Below are 18,860 nucleotides of genomic sequence, written 5' to 3' on the forward strand. Positions count from 1 at the left end.
CCGCGCTACTCGACCGCCTTACCCACCGCTGCCACATCCTGGAGACCGGCAATGACAGCTATCGGTTCAAGGCCAGCTCGGAGACAGCGAAAAAGAAACGAAAGGAGACAGCAGCATTGACGCCATCATGACGCAAAGAACATAACAGCTGGGTGGGTCAAGTCTCGGTGACAATGCCGGGTCAGTTCTCAGCGACAATCAACAATGCAGGAACATGATGGCGTCGAGCGCGGGAACGTCCACGCCCTCAGACAGGCAGCGTGCATTCGACAGGATACGGCAGGTGTTTTCTTCGCTCTCGGCTTTCAGCCAGTCCAGCAACTCGCCCCTGCTCTTGGCATTGAACGTGCCATCGACATGCTCGATCTCGCAGTTGAGCCGATGCTTGGCGATGTCGGCCTCGGTTTCGATGACTTCATCGTCGGCCAAGAAGTCGGACACAACATCCGAGAATTCGCGCTGAACCAGTTTGGAACTGGCAATGTCGCGGCAGAACGCCAGAGCGCGGCGCATAGGCTGTGTGTCTGCCCCGAGGTCTGATGCGATATCAACTTTGGTGAGGGCCTTGTAGCAGCCAAGTATGCGGGTTGCATCGTCAAGGATTAGGCCGGTGGTCGGGTCTTCGATCCGGTTCTGGATGGACTTCGCGACAAGTTTCTCGTCCATGGCGAGAACGATCACCTTGTAGTCGGTCAGCAAACCTTCCTGAACCGCCCAGCCGAACCCTCGATAGAACAGGGTCGGGCCAAACATTTCCTCGTTGTCCATGGTCGTGAGGGTAATGCCCAGATCGTCGGCCTTGCTCTTGGCCCCGTCGCCAAAGATGCGCGGCGTTGCGGTCATATAGAGGCGTTTCTTGGCGCGGATGGTCTCATTATTATGGACGCGAACAAAGTTGCTTTCGGTCTGTCCGTCCAGCGTTGCCCCGGTGGTGCGGTGTGCCTCGTCGCAGATGATGAGGTCGAAGGGCGGCAAACCGTGATCGCTTTGGGCATCGGCAATGACTTGGATTGACTGATAGGTGGCAAAGACCACGGTCATGCGGCCTTGGGCTTCATCCGCTGCCCCAGCGGCGAGTTTTGCCGGGTCGGTGGTCGCCGGGAATGCGAGGTCGAGGATGTCAATCTCGGCGACATCGTCTTTGAACTGACGGCGTTTGCCTACTTGCGTGTCAGAGCAAACGGCAAAAGACCGAAGCGGGATCTCTGAGTCGGTTGTCCATTCCCGGACCGTCTGCGCCATGAGCGCAAGCGAAGGCACGAGGAATAGGACCGTTCCATCGGCTCCGACAAGGTCTTCCGCGATTTTCAGGCTCGTGAAGGTCTTGCCGGTGCCGCAGGCCATGATGACCTTGCCGCGATCATGCTCGTCAAGCCCCTTGCGCACGGCTTCAAGCGCGTCCGACTGATGCTTTCGGAGTTCCTTTTTTGCTTCAAAGACGACTTGGCCTTGCGCGGCGAACTGCGACCAATCAATCGGGCTGTTTCGAAGGTCGTTCAGGCCGATCCTGATGACCGGGATTGATTGACCATGAAGCATTTCCGCCGCATTCGATGACCATTCGACTTCCGTCGCGTCGATCACGATCCGGCGAGCAAATGGCGGCTTAGAAGAAGCCGCCAAAAATGAATCTATGTCCGCTTTGGCTATTTTGTGGGTCGGGTTGTAGAACTTGCATTGAATAGCGGCATAGCCTTCGTGCCCGCGCAGTTTCGCGACCAGATCAATGCCGACATCTTTCCCGTCCCATCCATTTTCCTTGGCCCAGTCGGCCCACGATAGAACATCCTCGTAATGTTCTGCCTGCATAGGGTCATGGATCAAATAGGCGACGCAAAGGCGTTCGAAATATGTGCCCTTTTCCCTTTCGGTTCGCGCGCTATCACGGAAAGATTCAAGAATAGCATCAAGTGAATGCGACATACGCCCGCCTCGTCAAATCTGGAAGTGGCGGATTCTTTCGATCCGCTGATTTCAGCGTCATTTGCTCATGACGGTGTGCGAGGCGCAAGCAGTTCGCCTCTCGGCCTCACCGAAAGGTGGCCGTGCTGGCCGCTGGCAAGGGGCGGCTATTCAGCCGCCACCTGCGAGGGGTGCCCAAGGGTCAAGATAAGGTCGATGGCTTTCTGCGCCTCGCTGGCCGCGCGAAAGATAGCGCGGTTGTCTTCCTTCATAGCCCGAAGCCATCCATGGATGTATGCTCCGCTCTGCTCGAAGTCCGGGGTCAATCCGAGTTCCGCACAGAGCAGGCAGTTGCCGATTTCGGCGACCAGTTCCTCGAAGGCATAGGCTTTGCGTTCGGCGAACCGTCCGAAGCGGTCCAGCCGGGAAGCCGCGCCTGTCCAATGGGTGAGTTCATGGGCAAGCGTGCCGTAATATCCGCCCGCGTCATGGAAAGTCGAGATGGGTGGCATGTGGATGCGGTCGCGTGCAATGTCGTAGAAGGCGCGCGGTTCTTGGGTGGTCTCGATGAGCGCCCCAGTTGCGGCGAAGAAGGCTTCAAGTGCGGCGTCATGTTCTGTCCCAAGGTCGATGGGGGCTTCGGGTTGCATGTAAAACTCGGCGGGAAGTCCGTCGATCTGGTCAGCGTTGAAGACGCGGTAGCCCTTTGTGAAGGGAATGACTTTCTCTTCCCCTGTCTCGTCCTCTTTCTTGAAGGTGTCGAAATACATAACAAGGGCAGATTTTTCGCCCTTCCTGACCGAACCGCCCAGGTCTTTCGCCTGTTTGAATGTCATCCAGCGCGGCGAGTTGTAGGCCTTCGCCGCTGCCACGGACCACAGAACGAGGACATTGATACCGCGATAGGGTTCGCCGTTGTGTCGCACGGGAAGACCGGGGCAAGCCGCGCTCCCGGTCCATGGCTTGCGCCATGGCGGGCAACCGGCCTCAATAGCGTCAATGATCTGGTCGGTGATGGTCTTGTGAAGGTCAATTTTTGGGGCCGTCATGGCATCGCTCCTATGGTTTGGAAAAGCGACATTGGCCCTTTCACTCGGCTTCAAAGGTGTTTGCGCCATCTTCCGCACATCGGGCGGGCCTTCCTGCTCTTCCGTCGAAAAACCCATGTTTTTCGGACGGCAGAGCAGGAGGGGCGAAGCCCGTCCTGCGGTCGATACGGGATGAGTCATCCGGGTGTAGGTCGTGAAAATGGGAGGGAACCGCGCGCATGGCGCGTGGGAGGAACCGGGTTTCTCGACCGGAGCCGACGCGCAGCGGCGCTTGCCGGTTGGCGCAGACCGGATCGAGTGGCAGGTGGAAACAAAGAATATGAAGATGTCAGGCGTGGGACGAGCGGGCGCAGCCCGTCGAGTCCCGCGGCTGTCTCCTGTTCAAAGCCGTTCGAAGAACGCCATGATCTTCAAACCTCCACGATCTGCGGCAGCATTGTTTTTCAGCGAAGATGCTGGTCGGATTGGGTCCGTTGGAACGGACGCATAATCGGCAGAGGCCCTGTATCGGGTTCTTGTCGGCCTCCCCTCGACCGGCGAGACAATCGGGCGCGCAGGCTATCCCGAAGCATCACCAACTCGCGATAAACCCAGCGGAAGCCGCACCTACGACGAAAGCGACGATCAAAGGGAAAAGGCGAATCTTCGGTTGAGGCTGGCCGGGTGAGGAATGGCGGGGGCATGGCTGGGGCGTTGGCGTCGGTCGCGCACTCATCTCTTCGCAGACCTTTGCCAACTGGTTCAGTTGATGAGAATGGCGGCGCTGGTTTTCCAGCGCTTCGGCCAGTGCCGCTACCGTGCGCTCTGACATTCGCGCTGCGATCCCCGCGCTGCACTCCGTCGTCGTCATTATGTCTTCCCAGTCGATTGTTGCGTTCTGCCTGTTCATGTTCCATGTCCTTCATTGCGTTAATTTCCCGGATAACAGCATTGGCTTCTGCTCTGCTGTGCCCGGCGTCTATGTGATGCCAGTCGGCCTTCGGTTTGATCTTATCGCCGCGTTCCGCGATCTTTCGGCTGGCTGCGCCTTCGTGGATTTGCGGAATGCGGTCGATGCCACGCGCGGCGAATGATAGATGTGAGATGTGGCTGTCAGAGCCGTATCCCCAGCCATCCATCATCCTGTTGTGAATCGTTGCCCACTGGGCTGCTGTCGTCTCGACGGCCTTCTTCCTTGCCATCCCAAGGGTGCTGCGTGGTCGTCCGCGTCCGCCGGTCTTCACTTGAACATCGAAAGCGACGACATGCGCGTGGGGATTGGTAATGTCGTTGCCAGTCATGTCGTGGATCGCGGCGACATACCCCGCGACGCCCTTCGTGAGAGTTTCGCAGAACTCTTTCACCAATGCCTCGCGTTGATCTGGCGTTGCTTCCACGGGCAAGGCCAGGATGAAACGCTCGCAAACTCGCCCTTTGCGTTTGGCTGCCTCTTTCTCTGCGAGAATGGCAGTTTCCGCGTCGCTCTTTCCTGCCAGACGCTCCCGAAGCACGCAGCGCGCCGCCTGCTTGCGGGTGATGTATCGCAAATGGGCAGCAGTCTGCCCGTGCTCGGCCCGCCGCGCGTCGGCGGTCCGCTTTTCGGAGAAAGTCCTGACGGAGTGTTTGAATGAGAAGAGTGCCATTTCCCTGCGATTTCGGTTGCCGGGACAAAATGACTATTTTGTCCGTTGTGCGCCTTAAAATCAGATAGGAACAGGACCCATGACTGAAAAACATAATAAGTCTCTTGATATGGTTTGGATACAAGCCAACAGGCACTGCCTGCGTCATCGCCTATGCGATCCTGCTGATGGTCTCTCAATTGAGCAGGTTCGAATAATTGCGAGCCTCATGCTCGATCTCTTCGAGCGCGAAGCCGAGAAATTGAAGGCCGCTAAGAATGGGAAGGTTTCAGTGCCGGGGCCTTCTGGCGACCCCGGCAACCCTGCTCAGTCAAACCCTGTCAGGCGCTCTCGAAAGCCGGTTCTTCAATAGCCGGAGGCGTGAGGGCGCGCCTGAAACCATCCTCGCCAGCCTCGACAAGCCCCTCGGCAACGAGGTCACCCAACGCGCGCCCAATTGCTTTGCGGAGTGAGTCCTTGTTGTCTCGCACCGTATTGAAGGCGGACCCTGACCGTTCGGCGATCTCGGGTCGCGTGAAAAACCGGTCAGGTTCTTGCTTACTCAATTCAGTCAGCGTGCGAGCCAGATCTTCACGACGCTCTGCCCGTGAGTTGTCAGTCTTCCTGTTATCGTTTGCTGCGGGTTTCAACTTGGCAAACGCACTCGGTTCAAGAGCAACGGCATAGGGAACCGAAACTTCATCGCCGTCGGAATCCTTCCCGATGAAGAAGGATTTAAGTTGGAAGGGGATTGGTCCGGCAGGTTTTGCGTTCTTCTGTTTCTTTGGCATTAAGAGGACGACCTTTTGAGGCGAATTACAATCCTCGGCAGGTTTGAGAATGTAGAGACCATCAAGATTGCCTTCTTGTGCGCTGGAACCACGGGGCCGGTCGGCGTTCCCAGCGCCGACATGATGCACGAGGACAACGCAGGCGTTGGTCAACTTGGCGATCTGATCCGCGTGCCCGATTGCCGCGCCCATCGTCGAGGCGAGGTTCTCGTCTGCGCCTCCGAGGCATCGGTTCAGGGTGTCGAACACGACAACCACCGTATCGCATTCGTGCTCAATTTTCTTTCGTTCAACGAAAGATCGAACCTTGGGAACGATGTTTGGGTCCATCAGGTTCGGCGCTCCATGAATGACGAAAAACGGGGCCGTGGCGCAGGCAGGATCGCGCAACAGCGGGTAGGCCCTTTTGAGAACGCCTTCGGGGTCCTCCGCTCCGTAAAACACAACGAGACCACGACGGACGGGACGCCCTCCGAAGTTGCGGCCCTGCGAAACATGGGCGCAAGCCGCCGCAACGACATTGGTCTTTCCGAGGCCAGGAGCACCAGCAACCATGACAACCTCTTTGGGATGGAACAGCCCCTTGATGGAATACGGGCGGTCGATCTCAGGCCGGTAGTCGGGCGCGCGAGTCACAATTGGCATCGGCATCGGAAGGGCGTTTGTGTTCGAGACTTCATTTTCATACATTGGTATTCACCTCGGGTGTGGTCCGGTCAGCACCATGCTGCCGATCCCGAAAGGGACATGGTTCCGAGGCAATCCGGACAAAAACGAATCCGCATCTTTTTTCGGACGGACGGACAGGACCATACCGCCCCCATAAGGGGGCGTGGTCCTGTCCGTCCGTCCGAAAACGGGGTTGGGCGCAGACCTCATTGAACACCCAAAACAGAAATGTGGATTTTATGTGGGGTAGGTGACATAAGACCCTTCACGGCATCAGTATTTTCAGATACTTATAGCCAAGGTTGCTCGGGCTGTCTCTCCGCCACTTACCCCTGCGAAAGCGTTCTCCCCATTCGGCTGGAGCCGGATTTTTCGGTTATCCTAAAGGGTTATAAGAGTTCGCCTAAACACCACCTTGGCGCCAAGACGACCGGCGACGTTCTCTCTGGGACGATATTCTCTGAACCTGATGACTGCGCCGATTTGGTGAATATCTTGTAAAGCGTTGTTTCTAATGCGATTTTCTGGATGTCAAAAATTGACTTCGATGCCAGTCGCGTTCGGCCAAATGGAACTGGGATCGGAATTTCAATAAGCTTGAAGCACATCATTCTGCATTTTCGTCGGCGATGACATCTGCATTCCCAATTTGGATTTCGGCAGCACTGCTGCGGAGCCAAGCGGCCAAGAGATTGGCTGCCAATGCAGTCTCCTCCGGTCTCCTGAGTGCGCACTCCCAGACTGTTGCCACACGCCAGCCAGCATCAAGCAGCTGATCGTGCACCGACCTGTCCCGCGCAACGTTCGCGTCGAACTTCGCCTGCCAGAACTCTGGACGTGTCGATGGAGTGGTTGTGTAACGACAGCCCTCTTGGCGGTGCCAGAAGCAGCCATGCACGAAGACGATTGCGTGATGCTTCGGAAACACGAGGTCAGGTCGCCCGGGGACAGTCTTCGAATGCATGGCAGCTCCGCCACGCCGCAAAGGTCGAAGATCGACAGCACCGTGAGCTTCCGGCAGGGATTTGGCCACATCCAGCATGCAAATCGTAGAAAACAGGGTTGAAGCGAGAATCCCGCGCTTCTGTCGATGCCAGCTGCGCCGACATCAGATGACCTTGATCAGATCGCCGCGCCGCTCCCCGGAAGACGCATAGATGACCCGCAAACGGGTCCTGCTTCAGCGCAGTCTGCGCCGAGCTGTGAGCGTGGTGAACCCGCACGCATGTCCTGCACCCCGGCTGCAACCACACGCCTGTGGTTGCGGGGACAGGATCATCCGAACCGACCCCGGATCAGCCGAGGAACACAGGCGGTGTCAATCACTTTCGCGCCTGTCGTGAGGCCGCGTCTGTGACAACAGTGTTATCGTCAATGCATGGGCCGACCGACGATCTCGACCGGCAGGAAACAGGCGGCATCCTGCTCTGCCGGCGGCTCCTGCGCATCGCGCGGGTCGCGCAGCCACTTGAACATCAGGTTTGCGTGCATCGCCTAGCGCCGCGCCACCCGCGCAACAGACACACCAACCGAAGCCAGTGCCACAAAGTCACTTGTTCCCGGACTTGGGCGGATCAAGTTCTATGACACTGTCAGCCGTAAAGTTGTGGCGGGCCGATGGCGCAAAGGTCGAGGCACCGGGCAGAGATTCGGGATTGCGCAGCCAGATGTCACGCTGTGCAAAGGGTATCTCGATCCCTTCTTCGGCAAAACAGCGGGCAATTTCGTGGTTCATATCGGACTTTACCGAAAGCACCCAGTTCACGTCTCGCAAGATAGCCCGGATTTCGAAGTCCAGAGAATCCGCTCCGAACCCCTGAAACACGACGCTAGGAGCCGGATTGGCCAGTACCATGGGGTGTTTATTCGCAATCTCGCGCAACAGGGCCTCGACCTTGCGGGTGTCGGTTCCATAGGCGGCACCGACCGGCACGATCAGCCGACCGATGGTATTGCCGCGGGTATAGTTCGTCACGGTGCCGCTGATCAGGTCCGAATTGGGAATGATCACATCGGTGCGGTCAAAGGTTTCAATCCGAGTCGAGCGCACCGAGATGTCACGCACATAGCCTTGCAGGCCTCCCACATCGATCCAGTCGCCCTTGGATATCGGTCGCTCCACAAGCAAAATTATGCCGCTGACAAAATTCGATACAACCGCCTGAAGTCCAAAACCGATCCCGACACTAAGCGCACTGGCGACCAGCGCCAGCGATGACAGGTCGATGCCCGTGCCGGTGACGGCAATCAGCGCCGCGAGAAAGACCCCGATATACCCAACGCCGGAAACGATCGCATTCTGGCCGCCCGGGTCGATCCCGGTCTTGGGCAAGATGTTGGTTCGAAGACTGCTTTGCAGCAAACGGGTCAGGGTATAGCCGATCACGAAGATTGCAGCGAACATCAGAATGACATTGGGTGAAATCATCACCCCGCCGACAGAAAACCCGACAAGAAACTTGGTCCAGAGCTCTGTGAGGTCAGACACTCGAGCGCCCCAGAAAATCGACAGGACAGGCAGCGCGGCCAACATCAACACAAGTCCGACTATCACACTGAACAGGGAATCCTGTGCCGCCTCGCCCTTGCCCGACAGCCAGCCGTAAAGATCGCCTATAAACCGTTGCAGGATCAAAACGGTCGCAATGGTCGCCAACGTCAGAATCGCAGGATAGACAATGGCTTCGGCGGCATTGATATAGCCGGTCATCGCCATGATCGGCGAGATCGTGACAAGTGTGGCAATCCCGCGCCGGATGGCGAGGGTGACCCGAGGCCTCTCGCGGCGTCGGGACATGTCGTCAATGTCATCCTCGGTCCGAGGGCCGCGCCGCATGCCGACCTGCTGAAGGCGCATCAAGGCAATGGATGCCAACAGGATCGGCAGGAACGCGACAACCGCACGGGACGCGATGGACACGTCCTCGACATCGTCGAAAATCTTGATCCCGTCATATATGATCAACATGACTGCCAGTGTCTGGACCAACAGCCGCGCCTGAGGCGCCCTGTTCTGATTGAATTCAACCAGTTGCTCGCGATCCGGTTGCCCGTAGATCTGATCGCCCAACCATTTGAAAACCAGATAGATGGCACTCCAGTCCGGAATTGCCTGAAGCAGATATTGTCCGTGTTCTCCAAGCAGCCCTGTCAATTCCGCAGCCTTGCACAAGAGAACGATCCCGATGAACGGCAAGAAGATTCGAACCAGAGAGACGATAAACCCCCAGACCCCGGACCCCTTGCCACCAAAGCCGCGCAGGTAGGTACCCAACCGCGCGGACAAGAGCGCACCGGCAAGGATAAGCACGGTTCCCGCGACCACCATCAGCAGCAGTATTGGCCATTGCTCGTCAAATTTTTCAGGCTTGGCTCTGCCTTTCCATGCTGTAACCGTTTCATTGATCATGGCTGAAATCGCTGAATGGACGTCGTCCAGCGCTGCAGGCCAATACACCAGATTTAGTGGCGACGGGCTCCGTGACAGCAATTGCGACGCCTGCCGATCCCGTACGATCCGATCGATCTCGCCGATCAACCCGTTGGCCCGCTTGTACGCCTCGTCGGCCACCACCTGGGGAACCTTCAGCTTTTCAAGCTGTTCGTTCAGAGATTGTCTCAGGTCGGCGATATCGGCCGGCTCGTCTCCGCCGGTTTCAGAATCCGGTTTCGGCCCCAACGCGTCGATCTGCGATTCCAGCGTCTTGATCCGGGCCGAGTTCTGATCGCGTGCCACCGTGAAGGCTTCCCGAAATTCGACGAGATCGGATCGCAGCTTTTCCAGAACGGCATTGGACGCCTCGCCGTTATCGACGAGCCGTTCGACACTGCCAGCAGTGGCCAGCCAGTTCTGGTGAAAATCACGTTGCGTTTCCGACAACTGTGCCATCGCGACCCTGGCGCTGATCACCAGTACCAGGGCACAACAGAACCGCAACAAGGACCGCATCGGACTCATGTGTCTTGAAACACACCTGGAATACTTGCTGGTGCGCGTGTCATCCAATCGGGAACGGGAAGGTCTTTCTCTCGGAGAAAATCCGGGTTGAACAGCTTGGACTGATAACGCGTGCCAAAATCACACAGGATGGTCACGATGGTGTGGCCCGGACCCAGATCGCGGGCCAGTCGCACCGCACCCGCGATGTTGATCGCGGTCGAACCGCCCATCACCAGCCCCTCTTCGCGCAGCAGATCGAACACATAGGGCAGCGCCTCGTCATCGGCCACCTGATAGGCGTAATCGGGCTTGAAGCCCTTGAGATTCTCGGTGATGCGAACCTGCCCGATGCCCTCGGCGATGCTGCTGCCTTGCATCGCCAGCTCACCCGTCGTGTAATAGCTGTACAGCGCCGCGCCCATGGGATCGGCCAGGGCAATTTTGACACCCTTGGGTTGAAGCACGTCGGCCACACCGGCCAAGGTCCCGCCCGATCCAACAGCGCTGACGAACCCGTCAACCTTGCCGTCAGTCTGGTCCCAGATTTCCGGTCCGGTGGTTTCCACATGGGCCTGCCGGTTGGCGACGTTGTCGAACTGGTTGGCCCAGATCGCGCCGTTGGGCTCGGTCTGCGCCAGTTCGTTGGCCAGCCGCTCGGAATAACGCACAAAGTTGTTGGGGTTGCGATAGGGGGCTGCGGGCACCTGGACCAGCTCAGCACCGGCCAGCCGCAGCATGTCTTTTTTCTCTTCGCTCTGGGTTTCCGGGATCACGATCACCGTCTTGAACCCCATCGACGCGCCCACCAGCGCCAGACCGATACCGGTATTTCCCGCCGTGCCCTCGACGATGGTACCGCCGGGTTTCAGCGCCCCGCGCGCCACCGCGTCGCGGATGATGTACAGGGCCGCGCGGTCCTTGACCGATTGGCCCGGGTTCATGAATTCGGCCTTGCCCAGAATTTCACAACCGGTTTGCTCGCTGACACGGCGCAGCCGGATCAGGGGTGTGTTTCCAACGGCCTCTGCCAGATCGCGTGCGATATGCATGATTATCCTATCCTTGTTGTCGCTCTCACCTGTAGCCCCGCACAAGACCGACCTCAAGCGTTGACGCTCACGCTTGTGCCCCGTGGGCCTGTCGCAATCGGCCGCGATGCCGCGCCAGCCACAGCGCCGTTGTGACAAGCGGCATGTCAAGATAGAGCCGTTCATCGACCCCCTGCATCAATGCGTCAAACCCCATCACCCGACTGCGGATGTCTTCGCCTTCGTCGGCACCGCCGACGGTCGGAATATCGCCGCCCAGATCAGCCAGGCCGATAAACAGATGCAGAAATTCGGTCGACGAGCCGGTGCTGGAATAAACCTGCCCCGCCGGTTCCAGATGCGCGATCGTCAGCCCCGCCTCCTCCAAGGTTTCGCGCCGCGCCGCGGTTTCGGCGCTTTCGCCTGGCTCCAGCAAACCGGCCACAGGCTCCCACACCCAGGGGGTCGGATCGCCCGCAATCAGCAACGGCGCGCGGAACTGCTCGATCAACAATACGGTGTCGCGCACCGGATCATACGGCAATACCACGGCGGCCTCTCCGACCAGCAGGGCCGCCCGGTTCACCACCGGCCCCATCGCCCCGTCGTATTGACGGACCTGCAGATCGACCTCTTGTACCGCAAAGAAATTGGCGTACGGGTATCTCTGCGCATGCACGATCACCGAGCTGGACAGATCCCGTTCACGGCCACGCGCCCGCTGCCGGGCCGCCACATGGGCCGCAGCACGGCGGCGGATCCCGGGGAACGCCCGGGCAATCTGCTCCGGTGACTTGCGCCCATACCAGGCCATGACCTCGCGCGCGGCCTGTTCGCTGATATCGGCCCAATCCGCGACCCAATCCCCCAGCGACCACGGCGCGCCCAGTGGCCACAGATCAGGAGCCGGGAAAAACACGTCCGCCACCGCCGATTGCCCCGACTCCAACCGCAGATGCATCGGGCGCAGGCGATAGTCGAAACCGCCTTCATAATACCGCAGTCGGACGATATCTTCGCTCGACAGCCCGCGCACCATCAGACCCGGTGTTGTGGCTCCTGCTTGCGGGTGGATAATCGGAAACGGCTGATCGCGCACCCAAAACACCGCATGATCGGGCAACTCAGCCGATACCGTTTCCAGCGTTCGCGGCTCGCGGCCCAGCACGACGCCCAACAAGGGCAAATGGCGCAGCGAGCCATAGAAAAACAGATCGGCCAACGGTTCGTCCTTGTCAGAAATCAGCGCCAGCGACGCCATGCATGTTCGGTCGCCAAACCGGCCAAGACGCCACCTATGGCTATGGTGGCAATGACATGAGACTCCAACAGGATCATGCCGTAATCCACGCCGTTGCGGAAAATCGCCAGAACGGCATCGAAGGGGCTTTCAAAGCGGTTGCGCAACGCCTGGCGCATCATTTCATAACCGCCATAGATGAACAGCGCCCAGAAGAGCAAGGCCACCGCTCCGGTCAGCCCGTTGTTGATCGCCGGGGTCAGACCGCGCCCGGCCCGCTTGCCCATCACGATCCAGCCCACTAGAACCCCCAGCAGGATGTTCACCCAGGTGAAGTAGCCAAACCCGGTTCCCGCAGGCATCAACGCCATGACCTGACCGGAAAGGACAAAGGCCAGAAGCGCGAGACAGGCTGCGGCGACAAGGCGGGCGGCGTTCGGCATATGGTCGTTCAGGTCCTAGGCACGACGGGTTAGTGTAATCTGTGTCACGTCCACGTTGGAACTGTCAAAGGCCGCGGCGCAAGAGGTCAGATAGAAATTCCACATCCGCCGGAACCTGTCGTCAAATCCCAACTGCGCGATCTGGTCCCACTGATCGTTGAATGTCTCGTGCCAGCGTCGCAGGGTCAGATCATAGCTGGCCCCAAATTCGATCGAACGTGCAACACTAAGCCCCGCCCGCTCGATCTGTTCACGCAGGATCGAAGGAGAGGGCAGCATGCCCCCAGGAAAGATGTATTTCTGGATGAAATCGACCCCGCGTTTATAGACCTTCCAGCGCCTGTCAGCGACCGTAATGATCTGCAGGGTGGCGTTTTTTCCCGGCTTCAGGCGATCCCGCACTGTCTTGAAATAGGCCGGCCAATATTTCTCACCGACCGCCTCGAACATCTCGATGCTGGCGATGCCATCATAGCTGCCCCGTTCGTCGCGATAATCCAGAAGCTTAAAGTCTACCAGGTCGCTTAGTCCTTCTTTTTCAATGTGCTCCCTGGCATACTTCAGCTGCTCCCGGCTGATGGTCAGCCCGGTCACCCGCAGCCCGCGATCACGCGCCGCGTATTGTGCAAACCCACCCCAGCCGCTGCCGATTTCAAGGATGTGATCGCCGGGCCGTGCGCCCATCTGGTCGATCAGGCTGCAATATTTGGCGATCTGCGCCGCTTCCAGACTTTCCTGCCCGGTTTTGAACAAGGCACTGGAATAGGTCATCGTGTCATCCAGCCACAATTTATAGAAATCATTGCCCAGATCGTAGTGGTGGCTGATGTTCTTTTTGGCCTGGGCGCGATGATTGCGCTGCATCCAGAACCGCAGCCGTTCGTAGGCGCGCACCAGGCCCATCCCCGGAAAGCCGTCATAAATCGTATCGTTGCCCAAATGCACCAGATCCATAAAGGCCTGCAGGTCCGGTGTGCTCCACCATTTGTCCAGATATGCATCGCAGAACCCCAGATCGCCCTCTCGGATCAGGCGTGCGAACAGGTCCGGGTGGTGTACATCCAACTGCGCGACCGGTCCCGGTTTGTTGCCTTCAGCCCGAAAAACCCGCCCGTCGTCCAGCCGGATGTCAAGCCGCCCCTGTTCCAGGTTTTGAACCATGTCCAGAACCTGGGCGAAGAATCGTGGCAGGTTCCCCTGCCCCTCTGTCGTTGTTAAAACCATCCGCTCCTCTCCAGCTGGTCTCAGCAAAAAAGGTTAGGTCCAAACCGGCTTTCTGGCAAGCCATCGGCGTCCCGATCAGAAATCCCGGTGTTCATAGGCGGATAACGCAGCCTGGCGCCCGTCCGATGCGGTGACAACCGGTTCGGGATACGGCGCGTCGGGTTTCATTTTCCAGTTGCGCGGGATGGCCGAAAAATAGTCCAGGGCCGAGGCAGGCGGAGTCTCCTGCCCCTCGGCTATCCAGCGTCGGACGTAACGCCGGTCGGGATCGAACTTGTCCAATTGGGTGACCGGATTGAACACCCTGAAATAGGGCGTGGCGTCCGGCCCGGATCCGGCGGACCATTGCCAGCCCATCGCATTGCTGGCCGAATCCCAGTCGGTCAGGCAGTCCGCGAACCAGTCCATTCCAATTTTCCAGTGACACATCAAATGTTTGGTCAGATAACTTGCCGCGATCATCCGCCCCCTGTTGTGCATTCGCCCGGTGACATACATCTCGCGCATCGCTGCATCGACAAACGCGATTCCCGTGCGTCCCTGTTTCCACGCCAGCGCGCGCCCGTCCTCTGGATCGGTACACCAGGGAAAGCGGTCCCAGCCCGGTTTCCAGTTGTCGGTCAGAATGTGCGGGGTGTGGTGCATCAGATGATAGGCATATTCCCGCCAGACCAGTTCCTTGCGAAACGTCTCGGCGCCGGATTTACCCTCGTCTGCGGCCCGCAGGGCGGCGTACCAACAGCGATTTGGGCTGAGTTCACCCAGGCTCAGGTGTTCTGACAGGCCCGACGTGCCATCCTCGGACGGCAGGTTGCGCCGGCCCACATAACAATCGACTCCGTCCCCCATGAATCCGTCCAGCCGGTCCAGAGCCGCCTCTTCGCCAACGCGGGCGTGGTTGCGCAGCACCGCCGCGCCCCGGTTCATCGCCCGGTCCAGCGCCCAATCGGCCAACCGGTCGGACCGGGGCCAGTCTTGGGGCGTGGGTATGCGCCCTGGCGGGGCCAATGGCGTGTCGACATCGCGGGCTTTCACCGCGTTCCACATCGGGGTGTAGACTTTGTAATACCCGCCGGTCCGGGTCTCGACGTTCCAGGGCTCGAACATCAAGTGACCGCCAAACGAACGGGCGTCGATCCCCTGCCCTTTCAGTACGGTTTTGACGTCGCTGTCACGTCGGATGGTCTCTGGGTCATACAGCCGTGTCCACCAGACCGCCCGGGCGCCCGTTTGCGCGATCACCTCTTGCAACTTGGTCAAGGCCTTGCCCCGGCGCAGGATCAGACGGCTATCTTTGCCTTGCAGCGTTTGCGCGAAATGGCCGAGACCAAGCCCCAGACGAAATTTGGCAGCCGCACCAAGACTTTGGGCAACCGGGTCCAGAATGAAGACCGGTATCACCGGGCGTCCGGTCTGACAGGCCGCGCTGAGCGCCGCGTGGTCGCTCAGGCGCAGGTCGCGCCTGAACCACAGCAGAATGGGTGATCTGTCGTTCATCTCTCCCCCTTTCCTGCTGTTACGCAAACCGCGCCAGATCGGATCAGATAACGCGCTCCAAAGCGCTTACAAGCTGGTCCAGTTCCTGTTGCGAGGTGTAGTGGGTAAAGCTCAGCCGCAGCACGCCCCGCTCGATATCGACCTCCATGGCCTGCAAAGGGCGCAGGGCATAAAAGTCGCCGCCACCCGCCATGATCCCGTGATCCGCCAGTTCCGCCGCGACCGTTTCAGCGTTCCGGTTCAGCGCCAGTGCCACCGTCGGCGCACGCAGGGTGGCATCGGATGGCCCAAGCAGCCGCACCGCATTGCGGTCCTTTACCGCATCCAGCAAGGGTTGCAACAGCGCGATCTCATGCGCCCGCATCAGATCGTGCACAAAAGCGCCCCGCAGAGCGCCGCTGCCCGTCGGCCCCCCGTGATGGTTACATAACGCGTCAACGTAATCCGCCATCCCTGCACAGGCAGCGATCTGTGCATGATCCGGACCTGCAGGGGTAAACCGTTTGTACAGGGAGCCGGCGTTGAAATAGTGCCCCTGGTTTGGCAGCATCTCGCCAAGAGCGCGGCGAACGACCATCAGGCCCTGATGCGGGCCATATGTCTTGTAGGCCGAAAACAGGTAGATGTCCGGCCCCATCTGGCCCACATCGCAGAACCCGTGTGGTGCATAGGACACCCCGTCGACACAGACAAAGGCACCGGCGGCGTGGGCCATGGCGGTAATTTCGGTGACCGGATTGATCTCACCCACCACATTCGAGCAATGAGGGAAACAGACCAGTCTCACCGTATCGTCCAGCAGCGGTTCCAGATCGTTTGGATCGAGATGCCCGGTGACCGGATCGACCCGCCATTCGCGCACCTCGATCCCGCGGTCCGCCAAACGCCGCCAAACGCCTGTATTCGCCTCGTGGTCCTGGTTCGTGACCACGATCGCTTCGCCCGGCTGCATCCATGCACCCACGGCCTGCGCCAGAACATAGGTGTTCTGCGAAGTGCTCGGGCCAAAACTCAGCTCGTCCGGCTCCACCCCAAGGATTGCCGCCATACGTTCGCGGGCCTCGTCCATTTCCTGTCCGGCCAGTTGGCTGGCCTGATACGGGGCATAGGGCTGAACCTTTCGCTGCGTATAGTACCGGAACAGACGGTCGATCACCGGCTTGCACGTATAGGACCCGCCTGCGTTCTCAAAGAACGCCTGTCCCTGCAAGGAAGGCTCGGCAAAGGCCGGAAACTGCGCCCGTACGAAATCGATATCCAACACCATAAGTTCACCCCGATAATTGTTGCCGGTATGGATGCCGGTCCCGATCACAGAGGTCAAGCGCCACGGACGATGACAGAACCCGTCAACACCCTGTTGCAGCCTGATCGCATCGAAACAGCGAAGGAACTTTCATGGCGAACGCTCCCTCAAACGCTTTTTCCGGGGCGAAATACCGCTCCCGGCTCTGGACAAGGGCAATGCCCTTTACACTGTAACGACTGGCGGAACGCTCAGCCGCGATGACAGCGGTTCCAACCCGAGCGTCGTGTTTCAGACTTTGGACCAGGGAACCGTCTTGCATCTTTACCCCGATCGGCCTGCGGGGCGGCGGGCGCGACCCGACCTTGCCATTCGGCCAGTGACGGAACGCTTGAAGACACACCGGACAGAGTAAATTACGCCGGGGGCGAGGTCATTTCGCCCGTCATAGACATCCCGCCGGGGCGGTTCTTTTGGACCAAGGATCCCGATGCCAATTCAATCGGCTTTTTCCAAGCCCGCGATTGAACGCAAAACGCCCCGGCACATTGGCCGGGGCGTTTCATCTATTTCATCAGCGTCAGCGGGTCTCGGTATGCAAACCCTTTAAGATCGCCCAGCACATCATCAGCAAGACAACAGTGAACGGCAACCCGGTCGAGATCACCATGGCCTGGAGAGCCGCCAATCCGCCGCCCAGCAACAGCACGATGGCCACCGCGCCTTCGAAGATGCACCAGAACACCCGCTGTGGCACCGGAGCGTCAACCTTGCCCCCAGCCGTGATGGTGTCGATCACCAGCGAGCCGGAGTCCGACGAGGTGACAAAGAACACCACCACCAGGATGATCCCCACAAACGAAGTGATCGAGGCCAGAGGCAGCTCGCCCAGCATCTTGAACAGCTTCAGTTCCAGCGTCGCATCCTGTGCCCCGGTAAACCCGTCTGCGATCACCTGATGGATCGCGGTTCCGCCAAAAACGCTCATCCACAACACGCAGACCAGCGACGGGATCAACAGCACGCAGATCAAGAATTCGCGCACGGTGCGGCCCCGGCTGACCCGGGCGATGAACATGCCGACAAAGGGTGACCAGCTAATCCACCAAGCCCAATAGAACGCCGTCCAGCCCTGGCTGAAGTTCACGTCCTCGCGTCCAAACGGGTTGGACAGGGCGGGCAGGTATTCGACATAGGCCAAGAGACTGTCCGCGAACCCGGTCAGGATGGCCAATGTAGGCCCCACCAACAGCACGAAGATCAGCAATACAAAGGCCAGGCCCATGTTGATCTCGGACAGGATCTTGACGCCGCCATCCAGACCGCGCACCACTGAAACCAACGCCACCGCGGTGATGACCGTAATCAGCACCACTTCGGTTGTAGGTCCAACAGGAACGCCGAACAGTTCGTTCAACCCGGCATTGGCCTGAGTGGCTCCGAATCCCAGCGAGGTCGCCAGTCCAAAGAGGGTGGCAAACACAGCCAGCGTGTCGATGATGTGGCCGGTCCAGCCCCAGACCCGCTCGCCGAAGATCGGATAGAACGCCGAACGGATGGTCAGCGGCAGGCCCTTGTTATAGGTGAACAAAGCCAGCGACAGCGCCACGATGGCATAGATTGCCCAGGGATGCAGACCCCAGTGAAAGATCGTCGCCGCCATGCCCAGGCGGACCGCCGCGGCCTCATCGCCCGCAGCCGCGCCCAAGGGGGCCCAGTCGGTGCGCACCCCGTTTTCGACATTTGAGCCGCCAAAAGCGGTCGAGAAATGGCTCATTGGTTCGGACACGCCATAAAACATCAGCCCGATGCCCATGCCAGCGGCGAACAGCATCGCGAACCAGCCGATATAGGAATAATCCGGCGTCGCATCTACGCCGCCCAGCCGCACCCTGCCATAGGGCGAAACGATCAGAAACAGGCAGAACAGAACGAAGATGTCGGCCGCCACAAAAAAGAACCAGTCGAACTGTGCCGTGACCGCCGGACGCAGCCATCCAAAGAATGTGGTGGATTGCTCGGGCAGAGCCAGGGCATAGAAAACGAATGCCACAATGGTCGCGCCAGACACCACAAACACCGGGTTGTGAATGTCAAACCCGATCGGACCGAGAGAGCCTTCGAAATTATCCTGTCCGATTTCGTAATCAGTCTGGATGATATCCGATTCACCCTCGGGTTCGGGTATGCCCTGGTTGGTAGTTTCGTCGGTCATTCTGACCTCCTGTTG

13 protein-coding genes and 1 pseudogene are annotated in these 18,860 nt (G+C 59.1%); 1 reads left to right on the forward strand and 13 read right to left on the reverse strand.

Translation table 11 applies throughout. The annotated features are described in order from the left end of the window. Window positions 1–131, forward strand: a 131-nt coding sequence (locus tag NANH_RS28420) for an ATP-binding protein (protein WP_245601518.1), incomplete at its 5' end; no start/stop codon positions are given. Between the two features lie 67 nt (window positions 132–198). Here NANH_RS28420 and NANH_RS0106320 read toward each other — a convergent pair. From NANH_RS0106320 to NANH_RS0106385, 13 genes and pseudogenes are all read right to left on the reverse strand, one after another. After that, window positions 199–1,923, reverse strand: coding sequence for a restriction endonuclease (locus tag NANH_RS0106320; protein WP_027261259.1), 1,725 nt, complete (start codon window positions 1,921–1,923; stop codon window positions 199–201). A 146-nt stretch (window positions 1,924–2,069) separates the two neighbouring features. Further along, a complete protein-coding gene (locus tag NANH_RS0106325) occupies window positions 2,070–2,951 on the reverse strand; it encodes an ArdC family protein (RefSeq protein WP_027261260.1) in 882 nt (293 codons plus the stop codon). A 443-nt stretch (window positions 2,952–3,394) separates the two neighbouring features. Then, window positions 3,395–4,573 carry a MobA/MobL family protein gene (locus NANH_RS0106330; RefSeq protein ID WP_027261261.1) on the reverse strand — a complete coding sequence of 393 codons (1,179 nt, stop codon included), beginning with the start codon at window positions 4,571–4,573 and terminating at the stop codon, window positions 3,395–3,397. 320 nt (window positions 4,574–4,893) lie between these two features. Then, the gene (locus NANH_RS0106335; protein WP_074920735.1) at window positions 4,894–6,033 is read right to left on the reverse strand and encodes an AAA family ATPase; all 1,140 of its coding nucleotides are present in this window, start codon (window positions 6,031–6,033) and stop codon (window positions 4,894–4,896) included. A gap of 859 nt (window positions 6,034–6,892) precedes the next feature. After that, a pseudogene (locus tag NANH_RS29650) lies at window positions 6,893–7,054 on the reverse strand (hypothetical protein); the annotation flags it as partial. Between the two features lie 507 nt (window positions 7,055–7,561). Continuing rightward, on the reverse strand, window positions 7,562–9,961 hold the full coding sequence (locus tag NANH_RS25660) for a DUF3772 domain-containing protein (protein ID WP_161631363.1): 2,400 nt from the start codon (window positions 9,959–9,961) through the stop codon (window positions 7,562–7,564). 5 nt (window positions 9,962–9,966) lie between these two features. Next, a complete protein-coding gene (locus NANH_RS0106355; RefSeq protein WP_027261263.1) occupies window positions 9,967–11,001 on the reverse strand; it encodes a cysteine synthase A in 1,035 nt (344 codons plus the stop codon). A 67-nt stretch (window positions 11,002–11,068) separates the two neighbouring features. Continuing rightward, window positions 11,069–12,241 (reverse strand): NUDIX domain-containing protein, encoded by a 1,173-nt coding sequence (locus NANH_RS0106360; RefSeq protein WP_245601411.1) that lies wholly within the window; start codon window positions 12,239–12,241, stop codon window positions 11,069–11,071. Further along, the gene (locus NANH_RS0106365) at window positions 12,223–12,663 is read right to left on the reverse strand and encodes a TrgA family protein (RefSeq protein ID WP_027261265.1); all 441 of its coding nucleotides are present in this window, start codon (window positions 12,661–12,663) and stop codon (window positions 12,223–12,225) included. Before NANH_RS0106365 ends, NANH_RS0106360 begins: the two co-directional genes overlap by 19 nt. 15 nt (window positions 12,664–12,678) lie before the next feature. After that, the gene (locus NANH_RS0106370; RefSeq protein ID WP_027261266.1) at window positions 12,679–13,887 is read right to left on the reverse strand and encodes an SAM-dependent methyltransferase; all 1,209 of its coding nucleotides are present in this window, start codon (window positions 13,885–13,887) and stop codon (window positions 12,679–12,681) included. 75 nt (window positions 13,888–13,962) lie between these two features. Then, entirely contained in the window at window positions 13,963–15,384 is a 1,422-nt protein-coding gene (locus tag NANH_RS0106375; protein ID WP_027261267.1) for a cryptochrome/photolyase family protein, read from the reverse strand. A 43-nt stretch (window positions 15,385–15,427) separates the two neighbouring features. Continuing rightward, on the reverse strand, window positions 15,428–16,651 hold the full coding sequence (locus tag NANH_RS0106380; protein WP_027261268.1) for an aminotransferase class V-fold PLP-dependent enzyme: 1,224 nt from the start codon (window positions 16,649–16,651) through the stop codon (window positions 15,428–15,430). 559 nt (window positions 16,652–17,210) lie between these two features. Continuing rightward, window positions 17,211–18,845 (reverse strand): BCCT family transporter, encoded by a 1,635-nt coding sequence (locus NANH_RS0106385; protein WP_027261269.1) that lies wholly within the window; start codon window positions 18,843–18,845, stop codon window positions 17,211–17,213. Window positions 18,846–18,860: the final 15 nt, after the last annotated feature.

The organism is Sedimentitalea nanhaiensis DSM 24252, from assembly GCF_000473225.1.
GTDB classification, from domain to species: domain Bacteria; phylum Pseudomonadota; class Alphaproteobacteria; order Rhodobacterales; family Rhodobacteraceae; genus Sedimentitalea; species Sedimentitalea nanhaiensis.

Bases quoted from the DNA above. Each gene is read 5' to 3' on its own strand.
- NANH_RS0106355 (WP_027261263.1), bottom strand. From the start codon at position 11,001: ATGCATATCGCACGCGATCTGGCAGAGGCCGTTGGAAACACACCCCTG.
- NANH_RS0106370 (WP_027261266.1), bottom strand. From the start codon at position 13,887: ATGGTTTTAACAACGACAGAGGGGCAGGGGAACCTGCCACGATTCTTC.
- NANH_RS0106335 (WP_074920735.1), bottom strand. From the start codon at position 6,033: ATGTATGAAAATGAAGTCTCGAACACAAACGCCCTTCCGATGCCGATG.
- NANH_RS0106365 (WP_027261265.1), bottom strand. From the start codon at position 12,663: ATGCCGAACGCCGCCCGCCTTGTCGCCGCAGCCTGTCTCGCGCTTCTG.
- NANH_RS0106380 (WP_027261268.1), bottom strand. From the start codon at position 16,651: ATGGTGTTGGATATCGATTTCGTACGGGCGCAGTTTCCGGCCTTTGCC.
- NANH_RS0106385 (WP_027261269.1), bottom strand. From the start codon at position 18,845: ATGACCGACGAAACTACCAACCAGGGCATACCCGAACCCGAGGGTGAA.
- NANH_RS0106320 (WP_027261259.1), bottom strand. From the start codon at position 1,923: ATGTCGCATTCACTTGATGCTATTCTTGAATCTTTCCGTGATAGCGCG.
- NANH_RS0106360 (WP_245601411.1), bottom strand. From the start codon at position 12,241: ATGGCGTCGCTGGCGCTGATTTCTGACAAGGACGAACCGTTGGCCGAT.
- NANH_RS0106325 (WP_027261260.1), bottom strand. From the start codon at position 2,951: ATGACGGCCCCAAAAATTGACCTTCACAAGACCATCACCGACCAGATC.
- NANH_RS0106330 (WP_027261261.1), bottom strand. From the start codon at position 4,573: ATGGCACTCTTCTCATTCAAACACTCCGTCAGGACTTTCTCCGAAAAG.
- NANH_RS25660 (WP_161631363.1), bottom strand. From the start codon at position 9,961: ATGCGGTCCTTGTTGCGGTTCTGTTGTGCCCTGGTACTGGTGATCAGC.
- NANH_RS0106375 (WP_027261267.1), bottom strand. From the start codon at position 15,384: ATGAACGACAGATCACCCATTCTGCTGTGGTTCAGGCGCGACCTGCGC.